Consider the following 24,105-nt stretch of genomic DNA (forward strand, 5'->3'; position numbering starts at 1 on the left):
GGCCGCAGCGGCCCGGATACTCAGGAGCTATCCGAGATGGTCCAACCGGGGAATTGCGGCGACTTGTGGGCTATCGCACAAGACTGTCGGTGTGATTCGTGACCGTCTAACTGGTGAGATTACCCAGCCAGACAGCAGAATCGGCCGCGACGGCCACGCTCGTCCCACTGATGTCGGGGAACGGCGCCGCCGAGCCGCCGAGCTAATATCGCGTAATCCGAGTGCAAGCCTACGAGACGTGGCCAAAGTCGCCGGAATATCCCCGGAAACCGTCCGAGATGTGCGCGCCAGAATGGCCAAGGACAGTGGCCCTCTCCTGAGTACTCAGCCATGTAGTGGTGGCGCCATTGGGTTGACGGCCGGCGTCAATCCGGCGCGCCCGACAGAGTCAAGGATGACCTGGCGGCCCACTGCGCAACGGCCGGTGACTATGGACAGCTTGCGTGTCGATCCCGCCCTCCGGTTCAGCGAGTCGGGTCGGAGCCTGCTACGGCTGCTCGCGGTGCTGACACTCTCGAGTGATGAGTGGGACTCCCTGATCGACAGCGTGCCAGCACACTGCAAGGCGACTGTGCTGGAAGCGGCGAACGAGTGCGCACGGGCGTGGCAGCGGTTCTCCGACAGGCTCAGGTAACACGCATTGCTGCTGCAATGTCGTCGACGTGGTCACCGAACCGATCCGTCCGGTATCCGTCCACCAGGGGTAATTTGACTACCGGGCGGGTCGGCACTGGGTGTGGTCATCGAGTACTGAAGGCGAAGAATTCAGCTAAAAAGCGGAGATCGGCACGAGTTTCATGGTCAGGCACGACCTCCTCCAGGGTTGCGAGGGCGATGTCGAGCCGGCGGCGGAGTTCTTGTTCGGTGCGCTCGCGGCCACCGCAGCGTTCGATGAGCTTCGCGGCCTGGAAAGCGTCTTCCGGGGACAGATCGGTGTCGCGATACCGCAGCAGCTCGGCGAGCTCGTCGCGATCGCTGCGGTTGGATTCAAGGGCGGCGATCACAGGGAAGGTCTTCTTGCGCGTTCGCAGGTCCGACAATGCGGGTTTGCCGGTCTGATCCGAGTCGCCCCAGATGCCGAGCAGGTCGTTGCGCAGCTGCCAGACCAGGCCCAGGCGGCTGCCGAGGGTTGCCAGGCCTTCGGTGTCGGGCACGCCGGTGAACATCGCGCCCAGCATGCACGCGCAGCTGCCGAACGCGCCGGCCTTGCCTTCGACCATCTGGAGGTAGTCGGCCAGGCTCACCTGCTGCGTCCGCTCGAATTCGATGTCATAGAGCTGGCCAAGGTTGAGCCCGATGATGGCTCTGGACAGCCGGTGTGTCGCCGCGCTGACCCGCTCCGGGTCGATGTCGGAGCGTTCAGTCAACACCTCGGTGGCCAAGCCCGTCATCGCCATGCACGCGAGCAAGGTCCGTGAGGTGCCGAACACGGCCCAAGCCGATTTACGTCCGCGCCGGGCGTCGTCATCGTCGATGATGTCGTCCTGGATCGTGGCTGCGTTGGACGCCAGTTCGCAGGCCACCGCCGCGGGTATCGCCCGATCCCACTTGGCACCGCCGACAGTGGCACACAGCAAGGTCAGGACCCCGACCCGGCGGCGCCCATTTCCTGCGTCGGTCAGCGTGCCACTCTCATCGGCCCAGCCGAAATGATAGGCAACCATATTGGCCACGATCGGATCGAGTCGTGCTACCGAGTTGCGCAGCGCAGCCTCGATGTCGGCCTGAGCCTGGTTGATTCTCGGGTGACTAATCACGTGATTCGCAACCGCCACAGCACAGCCTCCCTGAATGATGAACAGCGGCAAGGATGAAGAGATTAGGGGGATGGCAATGTTTCGTGAATGTGCGAGCTTTGACGAGAATATACCAGGCGATCGATCTGGATCAATACTGGCCGGGTTGGTGAACTGACCGGCCGGCGGATTGCCTCAGTCAGGTGACCTGTGGCAGATTTGCAAGAGCGCGACGGAGAAGGGTCTCGCGTTGGACTGAATTCCTAATTCCGTTTGGTCGAGGCAGCAACCTGCCGCAACCACGAGCTCAGGAGGGAAGTCGCATGCGTGATGTGGTCACACGTGCCGAAGAAATAGTCAGCGGCTTGGGATCGGGCGCGATCACGTCGACAACCTATCCGACCGCGTGCGCGGCTCGACTGCGCGACGAACACGGCCAGCCGGTGTTTCCCGGCGCGCTGGAGTGGTTGCGGACGAACCAGCACGAGGACGGTTCGTGGGGGAGCGTGATCAGCTCTTCGCAGGATCGACTCATTTCCACCTGTGCCGCCATTGACGTGCTGGCCGAGGAGACGCCCACCTGGGCGCGCACCGCGATGGCCGCCGGGGTTTCGTACCTGAACAACCTCGCCGACTGGCGGTACGAGTCCCATGACGAGCTCATGGCGTTCGAATTGACGGCGGCTCCGCTGGTCGACCGCGCCCGCCAGCTCGGTGTCGCGGTCCCCGACGAGGTCCGGTCCGGCCTGATGCGGTTGCGCGCCGAGAAGCTGGCCAAGGTGCCGCCCGGCGTGCTGGCCGCCTACTCAACACCCCTGTTGCACGCTTTCGACGTGCTCACAGAGCTCATACCAGTCAGCACCGCGGCGCGTTTCGCCTTGTCCGACGGTTCGATCGCGGCCAGTCCCGCGGCAACCGCCAAGTACTGGGACATCACCAGGGATCCCGCCGCCTTGGCCTACCTCAGGCAGGCGGCGAACTCGACCACGGACGGCGGCCTGCCCGAGTGCCACGCCTATGAAGTCTTCGAGTCGGCCTGGGTGCTCTACATTCTCACGCGCGCCGGCATCTCCTCCCCGGCAATGCGGGCCCGGCTCGACTGGCTCGCCCGGCTGGCCGCAAAGGCTCCCCATGGTCTGGGCGCCACGGAGGCATTCGACCATCCCGATGGCGACGACACCGCGGTCACCGCGCACGTTCTGCTGGCCTCAGGCCGTCATGACCACATCCTGTGTAACGCATTGATGGAATTCGAGAAAGAAGATCACTTCTGTACTTACGTTTATGAACGTCGCCCATCGGTGAGTGTAACCGCGCACGCCATCCAAGCTCTGTCCCAGCATGACACCAGATTTTCCAGGCAGGTGGAAAATTGCACCAAATTCCTCGTCGACGCCCGCCACGAGGGAGGCTGGTGGACCGACAAATGGCACCTTTCCCGTTATTATCCCACAGCTCAGGCGGTATTCGCCCTCGCCGGCACGGCTCCCCATGCGCTCGCTGGCACCTGGAAATGGCTGCTGGAGACACAGAACACCGACGGCTCATGGGGTGACCAGGCTGGTAAACCGGAGGAAACGGCACACGCGACGCTGGCCGTGGACGCCTTGGCGGACCATTTCGGATCGCCTCCGAACGACGCACTACGCCGCGCGCACCAGTTCCTGGGTTCGGTTCTTGACGATAACGATTTTGCTCAAATGTGGCTGGGCAGGTGCCTATACCTACCGAAATCATGCGTCCAGGCGACTCTTCTCGCCGCTTATACGGTGGCGTCGCGTCGGCTGGACCGACCGATCTGCTCGAACGTAAGGGCTGCCCCGTAATGGCTGTTCACGGGTGAGATGATCTTGGTGTGGCTGGTGTGATCACGGCGTCGGAGCCGTCCTGGATAGGCCCCGGTTCACGTCTGCCGTGTCGGCTTCAGGTCCACGGTCTGCTGGTGGGACGGCAAGCCGGCGATTGCTTGGATGGTGTCGCTCATATGCTCGCGGCGGCCGAGGTGGCGGGCCAGGGCCCACCAGTTCTTCAAATGCGCGAGGACGACCTCGGCCAGAGACCGCAACCGCACGTCGAGGCTGACGGTGCACCCTCGCTCGGCGAGCAGGGGGCGCACTTCACCGATGGCCCGGGTAATGGTGGAGCGGTCCACGCCGAACCAGCAGGCCAGCATGTCATGGGTGGCACCGTGGCGAAGATGGACGAGGGTGGCCAGAAGCCGGTCGACGAACACCAGTCGGTGCTTCGCGCCCACGGCCCGCTTACGCGGGCGAGCGGCAAGACTCGCTTGGTGACGCTCCTGCCACAACGGGCCGATCTCCTCGACGAGTTCAGCAATCACTCCGGCAGTCAGACCCGTGATCCACTGATTGCTGATGATCACCGCACGCGTCGAGTTCCCCACCACCCGACCATGATCAACCATCCAGACTCGATGTCTCACCGCCTACCGTGCACGAACTCGTTAGCTGTACCGGGCCTTCGCCAAACTCGCATACCAGCAGGTGGTCGCCCGGAAAGTGCGCTCCGCACATGCCGCATAAGAGCGCAGGGAGTCGACAGGAGATTGAGTCAGCTCGGCGATAGCGGCGACCGCGTTCTCCGCTTCGTCGTGGATCATCTGTTTCGCAAGAGTTAAGGATTCGTCCAGGCTGCAGCCGCGCTCCCGCATGAGCACGCCGGGTAAACTAATTGGAATACCTCCCTGCTCCCTTTGTTCTTTGCGAAACGACATGACATCGTTGAACCACGAGTTCAGATTGATCATTGCTTCTTTGAGTTGACTGAGATTGGCATCCTGGCGCGCGGGGCCGGATATGGCGATGTCACCAAGCGGCTCGATCAAGGCAGGATAGATAGCGGCGAAGGCTGTGTGCCTGCGCACGGTGGCGTAGGTCTGAAGCGAGGGCCAAGTCCGGCGGGTATCGAGTTGCGACTCCCAGAGCCATGCCATCAGGATTCCATAGAGCGCCGCGCGGATGGCCGTTTGTTGTTGCACGGTGAACCGAGTGCAGCGCTCCAGGAGGTCGTACAAGGCAGCCTCGAAACCGGGGCCTGGCTCGACGGCCTGTTCATCGAGTACGCCAAGTAGCCCGAAGATGCGGAGCACCACATCCGTGCCAGGATTGCCCATGGCCGCTTCGACATGAAGGTCGTCAAACACCATGAACCAGCCAATCAGGTCGACCGCCAGTTGTGCGGCATCCTGATCGACATCGGGATACACGTATGACAGAAATCCGCCGTGCGGCAGGGCGCTGACTATCTTCGCCCGATACGTGGAGTTGGGTGCCAGCTGGTGCCGGTCCATAAACGGCTCCGCAGTCACCGATATGGCAGCGGAGCTTCGCAGCCAGGTCAGGTCGTCCGGCGGAGGGAAGAATTCACTCAGGTCTGGCACGTGACGACTGAGCGGAAGTGTGGTGTCGACATCCATCTCATCCCCGATCTCGGATTTTCTCCATCGCCGCCCAGCGTAGAGGCGGCCGGACGCAACGGGAAGAGGTCGACCGCCACCACGAAGCTGGAACTCGTTGCCGGCGGTTGACAGTTGGGCCTATCTCCACAAAAGTTGACTACGGCACTCCGCAATCGGGATGTTCCGTCCTCACTACGACGGGTCCCTGTCCCCCGTTTTTTGGGGTGACCGCACATCACATTCACAGAGCCATGACACCGGCGTCGACCGCTGAGATACCGCTCGCGGATTGGGTGGGGATAGGCCAGCCATGGATGTAGACCAGCAGACGTTTCGCTTCGGTACCGCGCCCGGCGGGCTGCCGGTGCTTGGGCACATTGGCCAACTACTTGTCCGGCCACTGAAATTCCTTACCGAGCTGCCCGCCCATGGCGACCTGGTTGAGATCAAACTCGGGACCAGGCCGGCTCTGGTGCTCTGCCACCCGGAACTGACTCGTGAGGCACTGCGCCGGGCAGATGTGTTCGACAAGGGCGGCCCGTTCTATGAGCGTGGGCGGGAGGTGATAGCCGACGGCCTTGGCACCTGTCCTTATCACGCCCACGGCAGACAGCGGCGGATGACCCAACCTGCCTTCCACCGCCAGCGCATGGCGGGCTACGCCGCCGTCATGGTCGACCAAACCTCTGCCGCGATCGATGAGTGGTACGACGGCGCCGTCATCGACACACGCGCGGCGATGTTGGACATCACGTGCAGGACCGTTGCCGCGACCTTGTTCACCTCAGCGGTGGTCACCGATCCCGCCGAGGTCATCCGCGACGAAATGGAACCGCTGTTGCGGGGCCTTCTGCTGGAGATGCTCCTGCCTGCGGCGCTACGCAAGTTGCCCCTGTTCAACCGCCGCTTCCATCGGGCACACCAACGCATCGACCAGGCCGTGCAAGACGTCGTCGCCAGTTACCAGCGCGCGGGGATCGACCACGGAGACCTGCTCTCGACGCTGATCGCGGCACGCGACACCGACGGCAGCGGGCTCGACGAATCCGAACTGTGCGATCAGATCAGCACCTTCCTCATGGGCGGAATCGAAACCACCGCGGCCACCTTGACGTGGGCGCTCTATCTGCTCGGCACATATCCGGAAGTCCAGCGGCGAGTCGCTGCCGAGGTCGACACCGTCCTGGACGGTCGGCCTCCGAGCTATGACGACCTGCCCGCGCTTGGTTTCACCGGACGGGTCCTCACCGAAACCCTGCGGCTGCACCCTCCAGGCTGGTTCACCACCCGGGAGGTCACCACCGCGACCACGCTGGCCGGCCACGACCTCCGTCCTGGTGACACGGTTCTTTTCAGCCCTTACCTGCACCACCACCAAGCCAGCTACTATCCCGATCCCGAACGCTTCGACCCGGACCGCTGGCTCCCTGAGCGGTCCGACAGCTCCCGCTCTGCCTACGTTCCATTCGGTGGCGGGCCCCGCAAATGCATCGGGGATGTCTTTGCGATGACCGAGGCAACCATCGCGCTGGCCTCCATAGCCCAGCGCTGGCAACTCGAGTCGCTCAGCCAAGCCCGCCCCCAACGCGGCGTCGTCCAGTGGCCGCACCGCACGACCATGCGCCTGCACCGACGACGTGTCGTCCCCGGACTGACGTAGACCGGGTAGGGGTAGGGGCCACTCGCGGGCCGATCAGCCGTACTCCATGTGGTCGTGATCGACCCCTGGTCTGTCTGTCGCACGCAGGCGGCTCTGCCAGCTTCTTCCTCCCGGTCTCGACCGCGCTGCACACCACCTGCGACGTGCTTAATACTCCAGCGACCCTTTGACATTGCTGGAGCAATAAGGCCCTCTGTGGCGGCGGTTCATCCCCGCCGACATGGGGGAGGTGCTCCGGTTGAGCCTGCCGGGTGGTGGCTCAACCGGCTGTGGTCCCCGCGGACGCCGAGGGGACTTTGCAGACGAAGTAGGCGGTCCGTCTGGGGCCTGAACGTCTCCGCTCCCTCCACCCCGCTCGGGACAGTCCAGGGACTCCACGAAACGGAGTGCAGCTCACTCCGGCCTGTCCGTCGACGACAGGAGAGAGGCCGGCGCGTCCAGGCATTCCCCGGCGACGGGGACGGCCTTGTGGGCGTCCGGTTGCGGTGCGAGACCCCTTTCTATACCAGCCGCGAGGCGCGGGTGTGACGCATTGAGTGCGGTGGACGGGACGCCGCTCGCCATCGCTGCTGTCGGCGAGGCGGCGTCCGGCCCAGCCTTACTGAAAGGCCATTTCCGGGTTGTCGAGTACGACAGTCATCACAGGGATGCACTCATCGATGGCCTACGCCTTCCTGAATACATCCTTGATCAGGATCTTTCCATCACGCAGGGTGAAAAGGTCTATCCCCCGCTCCATGACCTCGCCGCCGATCTTGCGCAGCGACCATTCGACGACGGCCTGCTCGCCGTTCACCAGGAAGACGGGCTCCTCGAAGACGCCCTCCAGACCCTGGGCGGTGATCTGCTTGGACAACTCGTTCATCTTCTCGATGTGGGCACGGATCTCCTGCTTGTGGAGGGTGGTGCCGGGGCCGTCACCCTCCGAGAGGATCCATGTGCCGTCGTCGGCGAAGCACTCCCACGCTCCGTCGAGGTCTTCCTTCGCGCCGAGCTCGAAGAAGCGGCTCACCACGTTGTCGGCCATCTACCTTCACTCCCTTGTCGAATAGGTGTCGTGCTCTCGGTCTGCGGTGGTACGGGGATCAGCTCAGCCGGACCGGAAGGCGCTCCAACGTGCGGAACTGGAGGCTGTCGCGCCAGCGCAGGGACTCCTCGTCCACCGCGAGCCGCCAGGTCGGGAACCGTGCGAGCAGCCGGCCCAGCGCGATCTCGCCCTCCATACGAGCCAGGGGCGCCCCCAGGCAGTGATGTATGCCGTGGCCGAAGGCGAGGTGGCCGTTGGCGGAGCGGGAGGTGTCGAGCGCGTCGGGTTCGCTGAAGCGGGCGGCGTCGCGGTTCGCCGCCGCGAGGGAGATAAAGACGAGGTCGTCCCTGGGGATGGTCAGCCCGTCGATCTCGACTGCTTCCAGGGCGTAGCGGACCGTGGCGAGGTTGAGCGGACTCTCGTAGCGCAAGAACTCCTCCACCGCGGCCGGGAGGGCACGGGGCTGCGACCGCAGCCGCTCCTGCTGCTCGGGGTCCTGAAGGAGGGCGTACGCCGAGTTGCTGATCATGCTCGCGGTAGTCTCGTAGCCCGCGCTCATCACCAGGAAGATGGTGGACAGCAACTCGCCCTCGTCCAGCTGCTGTTCGTCCTCCCCGGCCTGAAGCAGCGCGCTGACCAGGTCGTCGCCCGGCCTCTCGCGCTTGTACGCGATGAAGTCCCGCAGGTAGGCGCTGACTGCCACATGGGCCTGCGACTTCTCCTGCATGGTCGCGGTGACGCTGGTCAGCGTGGCGTTCCAGGCACGGAAGTCGTCGCGCTGGTCGCCGGGTATGCCCAGCAGTTCTCCGATGACGGTGATCGGCAGGGGCAGTGACAGCGCCGCCACGAGGTCGACCTCCTCGCCCGGGGGGATCCGGTCGAGCAGCTGGTCGGTGGCCCGCTCGATACGGGGCCTCAGCGTCTGCACGCGCCGCATCGTGAACGCCTTGCCCATGATGCGGCGCAGCCTGGTGTGGTCCGGCGGGTCGCTGAAGAGCATGCTCTTGAAGTTCGCGAGCTGCACCGGGTCGGCGCTGACCTTGTTGCGCTCCACGATGCGCGGCAGCTCCGCGGCGTCCTTGGACAACCGGGGATCGGCCAGCAGCGAGCGCGCCGCCTCGTAGCGGGTCACCACCCAGGCGTGCAGCTCGGTGGTCAGGGTCTTCACCACGACCCGGTGAGCCGGCGCCTTGGTCCGCATGTCCTGGTAGATCACGTATGGGTCCTGGGCGAACTCCGGGCTCAGCAGATCCGCCACACTCGATATTCCGCTCACGCGCGTCCCTCCTGCTTCATCCTGTGGGCTCCTTGGTCGGCCAGCCAGCGCAGGACCGACCGGGCGGTCGACGCGGCGGACTCCTGGATCATGGACAGATGGTCGGCGGCCGCTACCTCGGCGCAGGTGTGCGGGACAGGCCAGGCCGGCTTCAGGTATGCGGCCATGGGCTCGCCCGCCCGGGGACCGGCGGCCACATGGCGTTCCGCGGTGAGCTGAAGCGTCGGCGCCTGCGCCGCGGCTGGACGCCAGCCCGCGAAGAGCCTCAAGTAACGGGCCATCGCCGTGAGTTGGTCGTCGGTGATCCGTCCGAAGCGCTCCGGGTCGATCGCGTGGTCACCGCCCAGCAGGGTCTGCTGGATGTCGGCGAGCCCCTGACTGCCCGGCAGATGGGAGTCCAGGAGCACCACCGCGCGGGCGGGCTCCCCGATCTCTGCCAGGTGCTCGGCGACGGCGTGGGCGACCCAGCCGCCGGAGGAGTAGCCAACGAGGACCGTGTCCCGGTCGTCCGCACACCGCCTTACCGCCTCGGCCCGGTCGGTGACCAGCTCGCCCAGGGACGCGGGCAGCGGTTCCCCCTCCTCGAAGCCGGGATGCGGCAGCACGCTGAGCGGGTAGGCATCGCGGAAGGCGGAGGCGAAGCGGGCGAACTGGAAGGCGTTCGACGGGGCCACCACGGAAGGGAAGCAGATCAGTGCCGGGACGACCGGGTCGTCGGTGCGGCTGAAGACCATCGGGGCGGGGAGGGCGAGGGCGCGGTCCGGAGGCTGCTGCGCGTCCCTGAGCCTGGCCGCCGACGCCAGGAGATCGAGGCCGGCCTCCATCCGCCTTTCGGCACAGGCGGCGCGGAAGAGGTCGCGCAGACCGCGGTCCGTGTCGCCGCTGACGCTGTACGACTTCAACGCCCCCGGCTCGTCGAGCAGTTGGAGGAGGTACTTGGCGAGGAGCCTCGGTGCCGGATGGCTGAAGGGGAGATCCGCGGTCAGGGGCAGACCGGTGGCCGCCTTGAGGCGCTCGCACAGCTCCACCACGGTCAGGGAGTCGAATCCCAGCTCGGCGAAGAGAGTGTCGGGGTGAACCTCGTCCCACGGCGTGTAGTCGAGGATGGCCGCGACCTCGGCGCACACCCCCCGCAGCAACACGTCCTCCCGCTCTTCGCGCGGGATACCCAGGAGGCTCTGACGCAGAGGGAAGGAGGCTTTCGACGGCGGTTCGTCGGCGGTGGGTGCGGAGGCCGTGCCGACCGCGAGGGAGGGTTGGACTCCGTCGATCCAGTAACGCCTGCGTTGGAAGGCGTAGGTGGGCAGGTCGACCGTGCGGGCGCCTGAATTCTCGAACAGCGCCTGCCAGTCGACGGAGGCCCCGGTGGTCCACAGGGCGGCGAGGGCCTTGACGGCGGTCTGGGGTTCGTCGCGGTTGCGGCGCAGCATCGGCGTGCAGCCCAGGACCAAGGGGGAGAGCGCCGCGTCCGGGCCCACCTCCACGAAACGGACGGCGCCTGCCCCACGGGCGGCTTCGACGTCGTCGTGGAAGCGAACAGTGTCGCGCACATGCCGTACCCAGTACTCCGGATCGGTCACCTCCTTGACAAGCGTGAGCTGCGGCTCGTGGAAGGTGACCTGGGCCAGGACCTGACGGAAGTCCTCCAGCATCGGCTCCATCAACGGCGAGTGAAAGGCATGGCTGACCGACAGCCGCTTCACCTTCCGGCCCTCGGCCTCGAAACGAGCGGCGATCGCCAGTACGGCCGACTCCTCGCCCGAGATCACCACCGCCTCGGGACCGTTCACCGCAGCGATGGATACGTCGTCCGTCAGCAGCTCGGCCACCTCGGCCTCAGTCGCTTGGAGGGCCACCATCGCGCCGCCCAAGGGCAGTCGGCTCATCAGCCGACCGCGCGCGGTGACCACTCGTACCGCATCCTCGAGCGACCAGACCCCCGCCACATGGGCGGCCGCCAGCTCACCGATCGAGTGCCCCACCAGCACCTCAGGGGTCACACCCCACGACTCCAACAGCCGGAACAGCGCCACCTCACACGCGAAAATCGCCGGCTGCGCCCACGCCGTGTCCCCCAGCACCTCCACCGGACCGTCGAACATCACCTCCCGCAACGACCCGCCAAAAGCCCCGCACACCTCATCCAGAGCCCTCGCGAACACCGGATACGCCGCATACAACTCCCGGCCCATCCCCACCCGCTGAGAACCCTGACCGGAGAACACAAACCCGGTCCCACCAGTACCCGCGAATCCGCGAGCCAGTTGACGGCCGTCGTCCATCACCACGGCCCGGTGCTCGAACACGGACCGAGTCGAGACCAGCGACCATCCGACATCCACGGGATCCAGCCCCGGAGTCCAGTCCCCCAGCCGGCTCAACTGCCCCCGTAGCGCCTCGGAGGACCGCCCCGACACCACCCACGGCACCACAGGCACCGAAACACGTGCAGGAGTCTCCCCCGTCTCCTGAGCCGGCGCCTCCTCCACAATCACATGCGCGTTCGTCCCACTCGCCCCGAAGGCGGACACCCCGGCCCGGCGAAGCCGCCCCTCCTCAGACGCCCACTCCCGCGCCTCCCGCAACAACTCCACCGCACCCGACGCCCAGTCCACCTGCGCCGTCGGCTCATCCACATGCAGCGTGCGCGGCAGCACCCCCTCACGCAGCGCCATCACCATCTTGATCACACCGGCCACACCCGCAGCCGCCTGCGCATGCCCGATGTTCGACTTCAACGAACCCAGCCACAGGGGGCGTTCGGCGTCCCGCCCCTGCCCGTACGTCGCCAACAGCGCCTGCGCCTCGATCGGATCCCCCAGCCTGGTCCCCGTACCGTGAGCCTCCACCACATCCACATCCGCCGCCGACAACCCGGCACTCTCCAAAGCCGCCCGGATCACCCGCTGCTGCGACGGACCGTTCGGCGCCGTCAACCCGTTGCTCGCCCCGTCCTGGTTGACCGCACTCCCCCGCACCACCGCCAACACCCGATGCCCCAACCGCCGGGCATCCGACAACCGCTCCACAACCAGCACACCCACACCGTCGGAGAAGCCGGTTCCGTCCGCGTCGGCCGAGAAGGCTCGGCACCGGCCGTCCGGCGACAGCCCTCGCTGCCTGCTGAAGACCTGCAGCATGCCCGGGGTGGCCATCACCGTGGCACCACCCGCGAGAGCGAGGGAGCACTCTCCCGCCCGCAGCGCCTGCACCGCCAGATGCAGCGCGACCAGCGACGACGAGCACGCCGTGTCGACCGTGACCGCCGGTCCCTCCAGGCCGAAGGTGTAGGCGATCCGGCCGGAGACCACGCTGCCGACGTTGGCGGTGAGGAAGTAGCCCTCCATGCCCCCGGGGCTGCTCTTCAGCAGTTCGCCGTAGTCCTGCATGCTGTTGCCGAGGAAGACACCGGTGCGGCTGCCGCGCAGCTGCTGCGGGTCGAGGCCGACGCGCTCCACCGCTTCCCAGGAGGTCTCCAGGAGGAGCCGCTGCTGGGGGTCCATGGCCTGGGCCTCGCGCGGGGAGATCCCGAAGAAGCGGGGGTCGAAGTCGGCGGCGTCGGTGAGGAAGCCGCCTGCCCGGGCGTAGACGGTGCCCCACCGGTCGGGGTCGGGGTCGTAGAGGTTCTCCAGGTCCCAGCCCCGGTTCTCCGGGAACGCGGTGATGGCGTCCGTACCGTCGGCCAGCACGCGCCACAGCGCTTCCGGGCTGTCGGCGGCGCCGGGGTAGCGGCAGGCCATGCCGACGATCGCGATGGGCTCGGCGGTGCGGGACTCCAGTTCACGGATGCGCTTGCGCGCCTGGACCAGGTCGGCGGTCACCCATTTCAGGTAGTCCCGGAGCTTGGTCTCGGTGTCCATGGACTCGCGCTCGGCCGTCACTGGTCCCTCCCGAGTTCCTGGTTGATGAAGTCGAAGATCTCGTCGTCGGTCGCCGCCTCGATGCGCTCGGCCGCGTCGTCGTCCTCGTCCGGGCCGACCGGCGACGCATCGTGGGAGTCGGCCAGGACCGCGATCCGGTCGAGGAAGTCACGCAGCCGCTCGGTGGCCTGCTGCCGGTCCCAGTAGTCGGATGGAGCGGTGAGAAGGACGTTCTCGAGCCGGTCCAGGCCGGCCAGCGGGTCGTCCGAGGCCGGATCGGCCGCGCCACCCAGTGCGCCGTGCAGGTGTTGGGTGAGGGTTGTGGTCGTGGGGTGGTCGAAGATGACGGTGGGGGGGAGGTTGAGTCCGGTGGCGGTCTTGAGGCGGTTGCGTAGTTCTATGGCGGTGAGTGAGTCGAAGCCGAGGTCGTGGAAGGCGCGGTCGGGGTCGATGGCGGTGTGGGAGGTGTGGCCCAGGACGGTGGCGGCCTCGGCGCGTACCAGATCCAGCAGCACGGTGCGCTGCTCGGTGGGCTGGAGTCCTGCGAGGCGGGCGGTGATGGTGGCGGTGTCGGTTGCTGGAGGGTTTGCCGCCTCGCGGGCGGTGAGTGCGGCGGTCTCGGGCAGGTCGGCCAGGAGGGGGCTGGGGCGGTGGAGGGTGAAGGCGGGCAGGAAACGGTCCCATGCCATGTCGGCGACGACGAGGGTCGTCTCGTCGTCGCCGACGGCCGTTTCAAGCGCGGTGATCGCCGGCTGGGGCGCCATCACGACGACCCCGCCGCGCGCGAGCTGCTCGGCGCGCTCCTCGTCCAGCATGCCGCCCTGTGCGTCCCAGGCACCCCAGGCCACGGCGGTGGCCCTGCCTCCCGCCGCGCGGCGGGCCTGGGCCAGGGCGTCGAGGTAGGCGTTGCCGGCCGCGTAGGCGGCCTGCCCGCCGCTGCCCCATACCCCGGCGATGGAGGAGAACAGCACGAACGCGTCCAACGCGTCGGGCTTGAGGAGTTCGTCGAGGTGGCGGGCGCCCGCCACCTTCGCGGCCAGTGCCGCGGCGATCTGCTCGGCGGTGAGGTCGGCAAAGGGCACGTTCTCCGCGGTGCCCGCGGCGTGGAACACCGCTCGCACCCCATCACCCGACGCGGCCAGGCCCTTGAGGAGGTCCTCCAGCGCCGAGCGGTCGGTCACATCGCAGGCAACCAGAGTGACCCGCGCCCCCAGCGCCTTCACTTCCGCGGCCAGCGCGCTCGCACCGGGCGCGTTCGCACCGCTGCGCCCGGCCAGCACGACATGCTCTGCCCCGCCACGCGCCGCCCACCGGGCGACGTGCCCGCCGATCGCACCCGTGCCACCGGTGATCAGGACCGTCCCCTTCGGCGTCCAGGGCGTACGGGCCCGTTGCGGGCGCGGGCTGCGGCACAGCCGTCGTACCAGGACACCACCCTCACGGATCGCGAGTTGGTCCTCACCGTGCGCGTGGGCCTCGCCGAGCACACCCAGCAGACGGCCAACGGCCCGCGGCGACGGCACGGCCGGCACATCCACCAAACCACCCCACCGCTCCGGCGCTTCCAAAACCGCCGTCCGGCCCAGACCCCACACCAGGGACTGCGCGGGACTGGTGAGCACATCGCCGGCATCGACGGAAACGGCACCAGACGTCACACACCACAACCGCGCACCCTGACCCACATCGCCCAGGGCCTGAGCCAGCAGCACCGTGTCCACCGCCCCCGACGTGAGCACCGGATACTCGGGATGCTCCCGCTCGTCCAGCGCGGTCAGCGCCAGGACACCCTGGATCTCCTCTCCGCCCACAGCCTCACCGATCAGCCGACCCAGCACCGCGCGGTCACCGTCGGCGCGGTGCGAGTCCACCACCCGCACATCCGCCCCACCGGCAGTCAGCTCTTCAACAACCGCATCCGCCCACACATCCGCCACCGCATGCCCCGGCACCACGACAAGCCAGCGCCCCGCCGGCCTGGACGCCGCACGATCCCGCATCGCACGCCACGTCACCCGGTAACGACGGCTGTCCAGCTCCACCTGCTGCCGACGCTGCCTGCGCCAGGCCGCAAGCGCGGCAACAACCGCGTCCAGGCGGTCCGAACCACCCACACCCAAAACACCCGACACTGCCCCCAGATCACCAGCATCCACCGCCCCCCAGAAGTCGGCCGTATCCTCAAAAACCGCGGTACCGCTCGGTGCGGACGCGGCCAGGGCGGGCCAGTAGCGCTCGTGCTGGAAGGCGTATGTCGGCAGATCGACCCGGCTCGCGTCCGCCCCGTCGAAGAGGGTGTGCCACCGCACCGGTGCGCCGTGCGCGTACGCCTCGGCGGCGGAGAGCAGGAACCGGCGCAGCCCGCCCTCGTCGCGCCGCAGCGAACCCACGGTGACGGCTTCGGTCTCCGTCGCCTGGAAGGTCTCGGCGAGGGCGACCGCCAGAACGGGGTGCGGGCTCGCCTCCACGAACAGCCGGAAGCCGTCGGCGAGGAGGGCACGGACGGTGTCCTCGAAGCGGACGGTCTGGCGGAGGTTGGTGTACCAGTAGCCCGCGTCCATCGTCGTCGTGTCGATCAGGCCACCGGTCACGGTCGAGTAGAAGGGGACGGCGGATGCCTGCGGCTCGATGGGGGCGAGCAGGTCGGCCAGCTGCACCTCGATCGCCTCCACATGGGCGGAGTGCGAGGCGTAGTCCACCGGGATGCGACGGACCCGTACGCCTTCGTCTTCCAGCACACCGAAGAGCTCGTCCAGCGCCGCCGTGTCACCGCAGACCACCGTCGACGAAGGGCCGTTGACCGCAGCCACCGAGATCGCACCCTCCCGGGCTGCGACCCGCTTCCGCACCTCGGCCACCGGCAGCGGCACCGACAGCATCCCGCCCCGGCCCGTCAGGGCCAGGATCGCCTGACTGCGCAACGCCACCACCCGCGCCGCATCCTGCAGGGACAGAGCGCCCGCAACGCAGGCGGCCGCGATCTCCCCCTGCGAATGCCCGATCACCGCAGCCGGCGTCACACCGAGCGACTCCCACAGCGCCGCCAACGACACCATCACCGCGAACAGCACCGGCTGCACCACATCCACCCGGTCGAGACCAGGCGCGCTCTCCGCCCCCCGCACCACGTCGAACAACGACCAGTCGGTGAACGGGTCCAGCGCCTCCGCACACTCCGCAAAGCGAGCGGCGAACACCGGCGAGGAGTCGAGGAGCTCCACCGCCATCCCCACCCACTGGCCCCCCTGACCAGGGAAGACGAACACCGGCCGGTCGTCGGTGCCGGTCGCTCCGGTGACGGTGTGGGCGGTGGTGCCGCCCTGGGCGACGGCCAGCAGTCCGGAGAGTAGTTCGTCTCGGTCGGTGCCGACCACCACGGCCCGGTGCTCGTGGGCCGAGCGGGTGGTGGCGAGCGCCAGACCGGTGTCCTGGTGGGGCAGTTCACGGGCGGCGGGCGAGGAGAGCAGGAGCTGGGCCTGGCCGCGCAGGGCGGTCGCCGAGCGGGCGGTCAGCGCCCACGGGACCACCGGGGCAGCCTGCGTGTCGCCGGAGGCACTGTCGGCTTCTGGGAACTGCTCGACGACGACATGCGCGTTGGTGCCGCTCACCCCGAACGCGGAGACCGCGGCCCGCCGGAGCCGCCCCAGTTCCGGCCAGGGCCGGGCCTCGGTGAGGACGTGCACGTTTCCGCTGTCCCAGTCGACCTCCTGGGTCAGCCGGTCGACGTGGAGGGTCCTGGGCAGGACACCGTGCCGGAGCGCCATCACGGTCTTGATGAGTCCCGCGACGCCCGCGGCCGCCTGCGTGTGGCCGATGTTGGACTTCAACGAACCTATCCACAGCGGCTGTTGATCGTCGCGCTCCTGGCCGTAGGTGGCGAGCAGCGCCTGGGCCTCGATGGGGTCGCCGAGCCTGGTCCCGGTGCCGTGCGCCTCGACGAGGTCGACGTCGGCGGCGCGGACGCCCGCATTGGCGAGAGCCTGTCGGATGACGCGCTGCTGGGAGGGGCCGTTGGGCGCGGACAGGCCGTTGGAGGCGCCGTCCTGGTTCACCGCGCTGCCACGCACCACCGCCAGCACGCGGTGCCCGTTGCGCCGGGCGTCGGAGAGCCGTTCCACGACGACCATGCCGACGCCCTCGGCCCACGCTGTTCCGTCGGCGGTGTCGGCGAACGCCTTGCAGCGGCCGTCGGGCGACAGTCCGCGCTGCCGGCTGAACTCCACGAACAGGTCGGGCGTGGACAGCACGGCGACGCCGCCCACCAGGGCGAGTTCGCACTCGCCGGTGCGCAGCGCCTGCCCGGCGAGGTGCAGGGCGACCAGTGACGAGGAGCAGGCGGTGTCGACGGTCACCGCCGGCCCCTCCAGGCCGAAGGTGTAGGCGAGGCGGCCGGACAGGACGCTGCCCGTGCTGCCAGTGAGGAGATAGCCCTCGTAGTTGTCGGCGGCCCGGGCGAGGAGCGAGGAGTAGGTCTGACCGCTGGCACCGACGAAGACGCCGGTGCGCGAGCCGCGCAGGGTGGCGGGGTCGAGTCCGGCGCGTTCCAGGGCCTCCCAGGAGGTCTCCAGAAGGAGTCGCTGCTGGGGGTCCATGGCGACGGCCTCGCGCGGGGAGATCCCGAAGAAAGCCGCGTCGAACCCGGCTGCGTCGTGCAGGAAGCCGCCGTGGCGTGCGTAGGTGGTGCCCTGCCTGTCCGGGTCGGGGTCGTAGAGGCCGATGGGGTCCCAGCCGCGGTCGGCGGGGAAGCCGGACATGCCGTCGCCGCCGGAGAGGACCAGTTCCCACAGGTCCTCGGGCGAGTCGACCCCGCCGGGGAAGCGGCAGGCGATGCCAACGACGGCGAGGGGCTCCTGGCTGTCGGCCGTGACGGCGGGGGCCGGGGCGGTCGTGCCGGGGAGTTCGCCGCTGACGTCGGCGACGATGCGCGCCGCGAGGGCTCGGGGTGTCGGGTGGTCGAAGACGAGGGTGGCGGGAAGCCGGACACCGATCTCGGTGTTCAGGCGGTTGCGCAGTTCGACGGCGGTCAGCGAGTCGAAGCCCATCTCCTGGAAGGCGCGGCCCGCCTCGACCGCGTCCGGGGAGCCGTGTCCGAGGACGGCGGACGCCTGGGCCCGCACCAGGTCGAGGACGATCCGCAGCTGCTCGTCCTCGCTACGGCCGTGCAGGCGCCGCCGCAGTCCGGTGGCCGGGGTGTCGGCGCCGTCCTGTGCGCGCGGAGCCGTCGCACGGACCAGGCCGCGCAGGAGCGGTGGCACGGCGCCGCCGCGCCGGCGCAGTCCGGCCAGGTCGAGGCGGGCCGGCACGAGGGTCGGGGCGCCGTGCTCCAGCGCCGCGTCGAACAGGGCGAGACCGTCGGCCTCGGTCAGCGGCACCAGGCCGCCGCCCGCCATGCGCCGCCGGTCGACGTCGCCGAGGGACGCCGCCATGCCGCCGGGCTGCCCCCACAGTCCCCACGCCATCGACACAGCGGGCAGGCCGAGCGCCCTGCGGTGTTCGGCGAGGGCGTCGAGGAAGGTGTTGGCCGCGCAGTACCCGGCCTGGCCGGCCGCGCCGAAGGTGGCGGCGGCGGACGCGAAGACCACGAAGTGGGCGAGGTCGAGTCCACGGGTCAGGTCGTGCAGATGCCAGGCGGCGTCGGCCTTGGGCCGCAGCACGGTGTCCACCCGCTCGGGGGTGAGGGAGGCGATGATCCCGTCGTCGAGCACGCCGGCCGCGTGGATCACGCCGTGCAGGGTGGAGTTCTCGGTGATGGTGTCGAGCAGTCGGGCCAGGGCGTCGCGGTCCGACACGTCGCAGGCGACCACGTCCGCATGGGCACCCAACTCGGACAGTTCGGCGAGGAGTCGGTCGACTCCCGGGGTACGGCTTCCTCGGCGTCCGGCGAGCACCAGGCGGCGTACACCGTGCCGCGTGACGAGGTGCCGGGCGATCAGGCCGCCCAGGGCGCCGCCCGCGCCGGTGACGAGGACCGTCCCGTCGGCGGCCGCGTCCTGGGGCTCTGTCTGCGGGACAGTGAGGACGACCTTGCCGATGTGCCGGGCCTGACCGATGAAGCGGAACGCCTCGTCGGCCGCACGGGCGTCCCAGGTGGTCACCGGGAGCGGTCGCAGGGCCCCGCTCTCGAAGAGGTCCACGAGCGCGGTCAGCATCTCACCGATGCGGTCGGGGCCCGCTTCGAGCATGTCGAACGCCTGGTAGCGCACGCCCGGGTGGGCCGCCGTCACCTCCTCGGGGCGCCGGATGTCGGTCTTGCCCATCTCCAGGAAGCGTCCGCCCCGCGGCAGCAGCGCGGCCGAGGTGTCGACGTACTCCTTCGCGAGGGAGTTCAGGACGACGTCCATGCCGCGACCGGCGGTGACCTCGGCGAATCGCCTGCCGAAGTCGAGGGTGCGGGAGGATGCGAGGTGGTCGTCGGGGATGCCCAGGGACCGGACGGTGTCCCACTTGCCGGGGCTCGCCGTGGCGAAGACCTCCGCGCCGAGATGCCGGGCGAGCTGCACGGCGGCCATGCCGACGCCGCCGGCTGCCGCATGGACCAGGACCGACTCGCCCGCCTTCAGGTCCACCAGGTCCACGAGGCCGTAGTACGCCGTGAGGAAGACGACGGGCACGGCGGCCGCGTCGGTGAACGACCAGCCGTCGGGGATCCGGACGAGCAGCCTGCGGTCCGTGACGGCCACGGGGCCGAGGACGCCGTAAAAGAGACCCATCACCCGGTCGCCGGGAGCGATTCCGGACACTCCCGGTCCGACCTCCAGGACGACTCCGGCACCCTCTGCGCCCACGCGCGCTTCGCCCGGATACATGCCGAGGGCGATGAGGACGTCCCGGAAGTTCAGGCCCCCCGCCCGCATGCCGACCCTGACCTCGCCCTCCGCGAGCGACCGGCCAGCCTCCGGGTACGGCGCCAGGGCCAGGTTCCCGTCGAGGGTGCCCCGGCCGAGGGTCTCCAGGCGCCACGGCTGTCCGTCCGGCACCTCGAGTCCCGCCGACGTCCGGGCGAGCCTGGGGACGAGGACGTCCGCGCCGCGCACCGCCCACTCGGTCTCGTCGCCGTCCGCGAGGGCGGCCAACCGGGGCCAGGCGTCGGCGGGTTCGTCGACGTCGACCAGGAGGAAACGGCCGGGGTTTTCCACGCCCGCCGACCGCACGAGCCCGCGCGCGGCCGCGTGCACCTGTCCGGTGACCTGCTCGCCCGGACGTGCGGCGACCGCGCGGCGGCTCAGCAGCAGCAGACGCGCGCCGGCGAAGCGCTCGTCCGTGATCCAGGTCTGGGCGAGGTGCAGGGCACGATGGGTGATGGCGTGGGCCAGGTCGGGGAGGCGGTCGTCCGCGGCGGTGGCCGTATCGAAGCCGGGCTGATCGTCTGCGCCGGTGGGGGCGCCGATGCTGGGCACGACCACCAGGTCGGGCAGCGGCGTGCCGGCGCCGACGGCGGCGGCGAGTTCGTCGAGGCCGGTGTAGGTGGCGGCGGCACCGGCCGCCAGGGCCTGTTCGGCGTACGGGGTGCCATCCGCCGCCACCAGGGCCCAGGTCAGCGTGCCGGCCGGAGCCGGCAGCGGCTGCTCGACCCACTCGACACGGAACAATGCGTCAAGGTTGCGTCGGCCGTCCGCGCGCAGTCGCTCGGCAGTCATGGGCCGGAGCACGAGCGCGTCGGCGGTGGCGACGAGTTGCCCGGAGGTGTCGGCGACGGCGAGCGCGAGGCTGTCGTCACCGGTGCGCATGAGGTGGACGCGCAGCGACGACGCGCCCCAGGCCCGCATCTCGACCCCGCTCCACGAGAAGGGCAGCCGCCCCGAGGTGTTCTCCGCACCGAGCAGCCCGCCCGCTCCCACGGCGTGCAGTGCGGCGTCCAGCAGGGCGGGGTGCAGCGCGAACGCCACCGCGTCGCCGCTCGCCTCGGTGGGCAGGGCGACCTCGGCGAAGAGCTCCTCACCGCGCCGCCATACGCCGCGCAGGCCTTGGAAGGCCGGGCCATAGGCGAAGCCCACGTTTGCGAAACGGTCGTAGAGATCGGCCACGTCGACAGGGGTGGCGTCCGCCGGTGGCCACGTTCTGGTGACAGCAAGGGAGCTGGGGGAGGTTCGTTCGGTGGTGAGGACGCCTGTCGCGTGTTCCTGCCAGGGCTTCTCGCCCCCTGCCTCCGACGGTTCCGGGCGCGCGTGGATCGACAGAGCACGCCGGCCGAAGTCGTCCTGGTGTCCTACGACCACCTGGAGCTGGACGGCGTCCCGCTCGGGGAGGACGAGGGGGTGGTGCAGGGTGAGTTCCTCGACGGTGGGGGCGCCGACCTGGTCCCCCGCCCACACGGCCAGCTCCAGGAAGGCGGTGCCGGGGAGCAGGACCGTGTCCAGGACGGTGTGATCGGTCAGCCAGGGATGCGAGCGGCGGGAAAGACGGCCGGTGAGGATCAGGCCGTCGCCTTCGGCGAGGTGGATGGCGGCACCGAGGAGGGGGTGCGCGGCGATGCCCAGGCCGGCGGAGGATACGTCGCCTGCGGTGGGGGTGGCGGGTTCCAGCCAGTAGCGGTCGCGTTGGAAGGCGTAGGTGGGCAGGTCGACGGTTCGGGCGCCTGAATTCTCGAACAGCACCTCCCAGTCGACGGAAGCCCCGGTGGTCCACAGCGCGGCGAGGGCCTTGACGGCGGTCTGGGGTTCGTCGCGGTTGCGGCGCAGCATCGGCGTGCAGCCCAGGACCAAGGGGGAGAGCGCCGCGTCCGGGCCCACCTCGACGAAACGCACCACACCTGCCTCGCGGGCGGCTTCGACGTCGTCGTGGAAGCGAACAGTGTCGCGCACATGCCGTACCCAGTACTCCGGATCGGTCACCGGCGAGGTCAGGGTGAGCTGCGGCTCGTGGAAGGCCACCTGGGCCAGGACCTGACGGAAATCCTCCAGCATCGGCTCCATCAACGGCGAGTGAAAAGCGTGACTGACCGACAGCCGCTTCACCTTCCGGCCCTCGGCCTCGAAACGAGCGGCGATCGCCAGTACGGCCGACTCCTCGCCCGAGATCACCACCGCCTCGGGACCGTTCACCGCAGCGATGGATACGTCGTCCGTCAGCAGCTCGGCCACCTCGGCCTCAGTCGCTTGGAGGGCCACCATCGCCCCACCCGACGGCAGCCCACTCATCAGCCGACCCCGGGCAGCCACCACCTTCACGGCATCCTCGAGAGACCAGACCCCCGCCACATGGGCGGCCGCCAGCTCACCGATCGAGTGCCCCACCAGCACCTCAGGGGTCACACCCCACGACTCCAACAGCCGGAACAGCGCCACCTCACACGCGAAAATCGCCGGCTGCGCCCACGCCGTGTCCCCCAGCACCTCCACCGGACCGTCGAACATCACCTCCCGCAACGACCCGCCAAAAGCCCCGCACACCTCATCCAGAGCCCTCGCGAACACCGGATACGCCGCATACAACTCCCGGCCCATCCCCACCCGCTGAGAACCCTGACCGGAGAACACAAACCCGGTCCCACCGACGGCGGCCGCACCGGTCACGGGCTCATTTCCGCCATCGATCACCACGGCCCGATGCTCGAACACGGACCGAGTCGAGACCAGCGACCATCCGACATCCACGGGATCCAGGTCGGCAGCCCACTCCGACAGCCGACCCAGCTGCCCCCGCAACGCCTCGGCCGTCCGCCCCGACACCACCCATGGAACGACCGGGACGGAAACAGCAGACTGCGGCTCAGCCGCCTGCTCCTCGGGCGCCTCCTCCACAATCACATGCGCGTTCGTCCCACTGATCCCGAACGACGAGACCCCGGCCCGCCGCAGCCGCCCCTCCTCAGACGCCCACTCCCGCGCCTCCCGCAACAACTCCACCGCACCCGACGCCCAGTCCACCTGCGCCGTCGGCTCATCCACATGCAGCGTCTTCGGCAACAGCCCCCGCTGCAGCGCCATCACCATCTTGATCACACCGGCCACACCCGCAGCCGCCTGTGTGTGACCGATGTTCGACTTCAACGAACCCAGCCACAGGGGGCGTTCGGTATCCCGGCCCTGCCCGTACGTCGCCAGCAGCGCCTGCGCCTCGATCGGATCCCCGAGTCGCGTCCCCGTGCCGTGAGCCTCCACCGCGTCCACATCCGCCGTCGACAACCCGGCACTCTCCAGAGCCGCACGGATCACCCGCTGCTGCGACGGACCGTTCGGCGCCGTCAGCCCGTTGCTCGCCCCGTCCTGGTTGACCGCACTCCCCCGCACCACCGCCAACACCTGGCGCCCGTTTTCCCGGGCTTCGGAGAGCCGCTCCACCACCAGGACGCCCACGCCTTCGCCCCATCCGACCCCGTCGGCCGCCGAGGCGAAGGACTTCGAGCGTCCGTCGGGTGCCAGGCCGCGCTGTCTGCTGAACTCCATCAGGACGCCGGGCGCGGCCATCACCGCCACACCGCCCACCAGCGCGCGGTCGCAGTCGCCGGCGCGCAGGGCCTGAGCGGCCAGGTGCAGGGCGACCAGGGACGACGAGCACGCCGTGTCCAACGTCACCGCCGGGCCCTCCAGGCCGAGGATGTAGGCGATCCGGCCCGACATCACACTGGGGGTGTTACCGGTCATGAGGTAGCCGGCCACCTCGTCGGGCGCCTGGGTCAGGGGTGGGGCGTAGTCCCAGGTGTTGGAGCCGACGAAGACGCCGGTGCGGCTGCCCCGCAGTTTCTGCGGGTCGAGGCCCGCGCGTTCCAGCGCCTCCCACGAGGTTTCGAGGAGGAGCCGCTGCTGGGGGTCCATGGCCTGGGCCTCGCGCGGGGAGATACCGAAGAACGCGGCGTCGAACGCGCCGAGGTCGTCCAGGAAGGCTGCCTCGCGGGTGCCGATGGAGCCGGGCCGGGTGAGCTCGGGGTCGTAGAGGTCGTCGATGTTCCAGCCGCGGTCGGCGGGGATCGGGGCGACCGCGTCCGTGCCGGTGGAGACGAGCTCCCAGAGCGCCTCGGGGGTGCGGACGCCGTGCGGGAACCGGCAGGCCATCGCGGTGATGGCGAGGGGTTCGCCGGCGCGCTCCTCCAGTTCCCGCACGCGTTCCCTCGACTGCACCAGGTCAGCCGTGACCCACTTGAGGTATTCGCGGAGCTTCTCTTCGTTGTCCATCTGCGTTGCCGCTCCAT

Annotated in this window: 9 protein-coding genes; 2 read left to right on the forward strand and 7 right to left on the reverse strand. The window is 69.0% G+C overall.

Annotated elements, in window-relative coordinates:
* Positions 1-740: 740 nt before the first annotated feature.
* Complete coding sequence (locus tag OG841_RS08055) at positions 741-1,808, reverse strand: polyprenyl synthetase family protein (protein ID WP_328642071.1); 1,068 nt, start codon at positions 1,806-1,808, stop codon at positions 741-743.
* A 251-nt stretch (positions 1,809-2,059) separates the two neighbouring features.
* On the opposite strand from OG841_RS08055, the gene OG841_RS08060 reads away from it, so the two are divergent.
* A complete protein-coding gene (locus OG841_RS08060; protein WP_328642070.1) occupies positions 2,060-3,562 on the forward strand; it encodes a prenyltransferase/squalene oxidase repeat-containing protein in 1,503 nt (500 codons plus the stop codon).
* 77 nt (positions 3,563-3,639) lie between these two features.
* On the opposite strand, the gene OG841_RS08065 is transcribed toward OG841_RS08060, so the two are convergent.
* Together OG841_RS08065 and OG841_RS08070 are read right to left on the reverse strand one after the other, a co-directional pair.
* The gene (locus OG841_RS08065; RefSeq protein WP_328642069.1) at positions 3,640-4,140 is read right to left on the reverse strand and encodes a helix-turn-helix domain-containing protein; all 501 of its coding nucleotides are present in this window, start codon (positions 4,138-4,140) and stop codon (positions 3,640-3,642) included.
* A 60-nt stretch (positions 4,141-4,200) separates the two neighbouring features.
* Positions 4,201-5,172, reverse strand: a complete 972-nt coding sequence (locus OG841_RS08070) for a terpene synthase family protein (RefSeq protein WP_328642068.1) — start codon at positions 5,170-5,172, stop codon at positions 4,201-4,203.
* A gap of 292 nt (positions 5,173-5,464) precedes the next feature.
* On the opposite strand from OG841_RS08070, the gene OG841_RS08075 reads away from it, so the two are divergent.
* Positions 5,465-6,814 (forward strand): cytochrome P450, encoded by a 1,350-nt coding sequence (locus OG841_RS08075; protein WP_371564229.1) that lies wholly within the window; start codon positions 5,465-5,467, stop codon positions 6,812-6,814.
* A 664-nt stretch (positions 6,815-7,478) separates the two neighbouring features.
* Here OG841_RS08075 and OG841_RS08080 read toward each other — a convergent pair.
* From OG841_RS08080 to OG841_RS08095, 4 genes are read right to left on the reverse strand one after another with little or no spacing between them, the layout of a single operon-like run.
* The gene (locus OG841_RS08080; RefSeq protein WP_328642066.1) at positions 7,479-7,841 is read right to left on the reverse strand and encodes a nuclear transport factor 2 family protein; all 363 of its coding nucleotides are present in this window, start codon (positions 7,839-7,841) and stop codon (positions 7,479-7,481) included.
* A 58-nt stretch (positions 7,842-7,899) separates the two neighbouring features.
* Complete coding sequence (locus OG841_RS08085) at positions 7,900-9,117, reverse strand: cytochrome P450 family protein (protein ID WP_328642065.1); 1,218 nt, start codon at positions 9,115-9,117, stop codon at positions 7,900-7,902.
* The gene (locus OG841_RS08090) at positions 9,114-12,998 is read right to left on the reverse strand and encodes a type I polyketide synthase (protein ID WP_371564231.1); all 3,885 of its coding nucleotides are present in this window, start codon (positions 12,996-12,998) and stop codon (positions 9,114-9,116) included. The genes OG841_RS08085 and OG841_RS08090 overlap by 4 nt, the downstream gene beginning before the upstream one ends.
* The gene (locus tag OG841_RS08095) at positions 12,995-24,088 is read right to left on the reverse strand and encodes a type I polyketide synthase (RefSeq protein ID WP_442759697.1); all 11,094 of its coding nucleotides are present in this window, start codon (positions 24,086-24,088) and stop codon (positions 12,995-12,997) included. Before OG841_RS08095 ends, OG841_RS08090 begins: the two co-directional genes overlap by 4 nt.
* Positions 24,089-24,105 lie beyond the last annotated feature (17 nt).

This window comes from Streptomyces canus, assembly GCF_041435015.1.
In the GTDB taxonomy this organism is placed as follows: Bacteria; Actinomycetota; Actinomycetes; order Streptomycetales; family Streptomycetaceae; genus Streptomyces; species Streptomyces canus_G.

Excerpts from the sequence above, each read along its gene's own strand:
- OG841_RS08070 (WP_328642068.1), bottom strand. The coding sequence starts at position 5,172 with ATGGATGTCGACACCACACTTCCGCTCAGTCGTCACGTGCCAGACCTG.
- OG841_RS08075 (WP_371564229.1), top strand. The coding sequence starts at position 5,465 with ATGGATGTAGACCAGCAGACGTTTCGCTTCGGTACCGCGCCCGGCGGG.
- OG841_RS08060 (WP_328642070.1), top strand. The coding sequence starts at position 2,060 with ATGCGTGATGTGGTCACACGTGCCGAAGAAATAGTCAGCGGCTTGGGA.
- OG841_RS08080 (WP_328642066.1), bottom strand. The coding sequence starts at position 7,841 with ATGGCCGACAACGTGGTGAGCCGCTTCTTCGAGCTCGGCGCGAAGGAA.
- OG841_RS08095 (WP_442759697.1), bottom strand. The coding sequence starts at position 24,088 with ATGGACAACGAAGAGAAGCTCCGCGAATACCTCAAGTGGGTCACGGCT.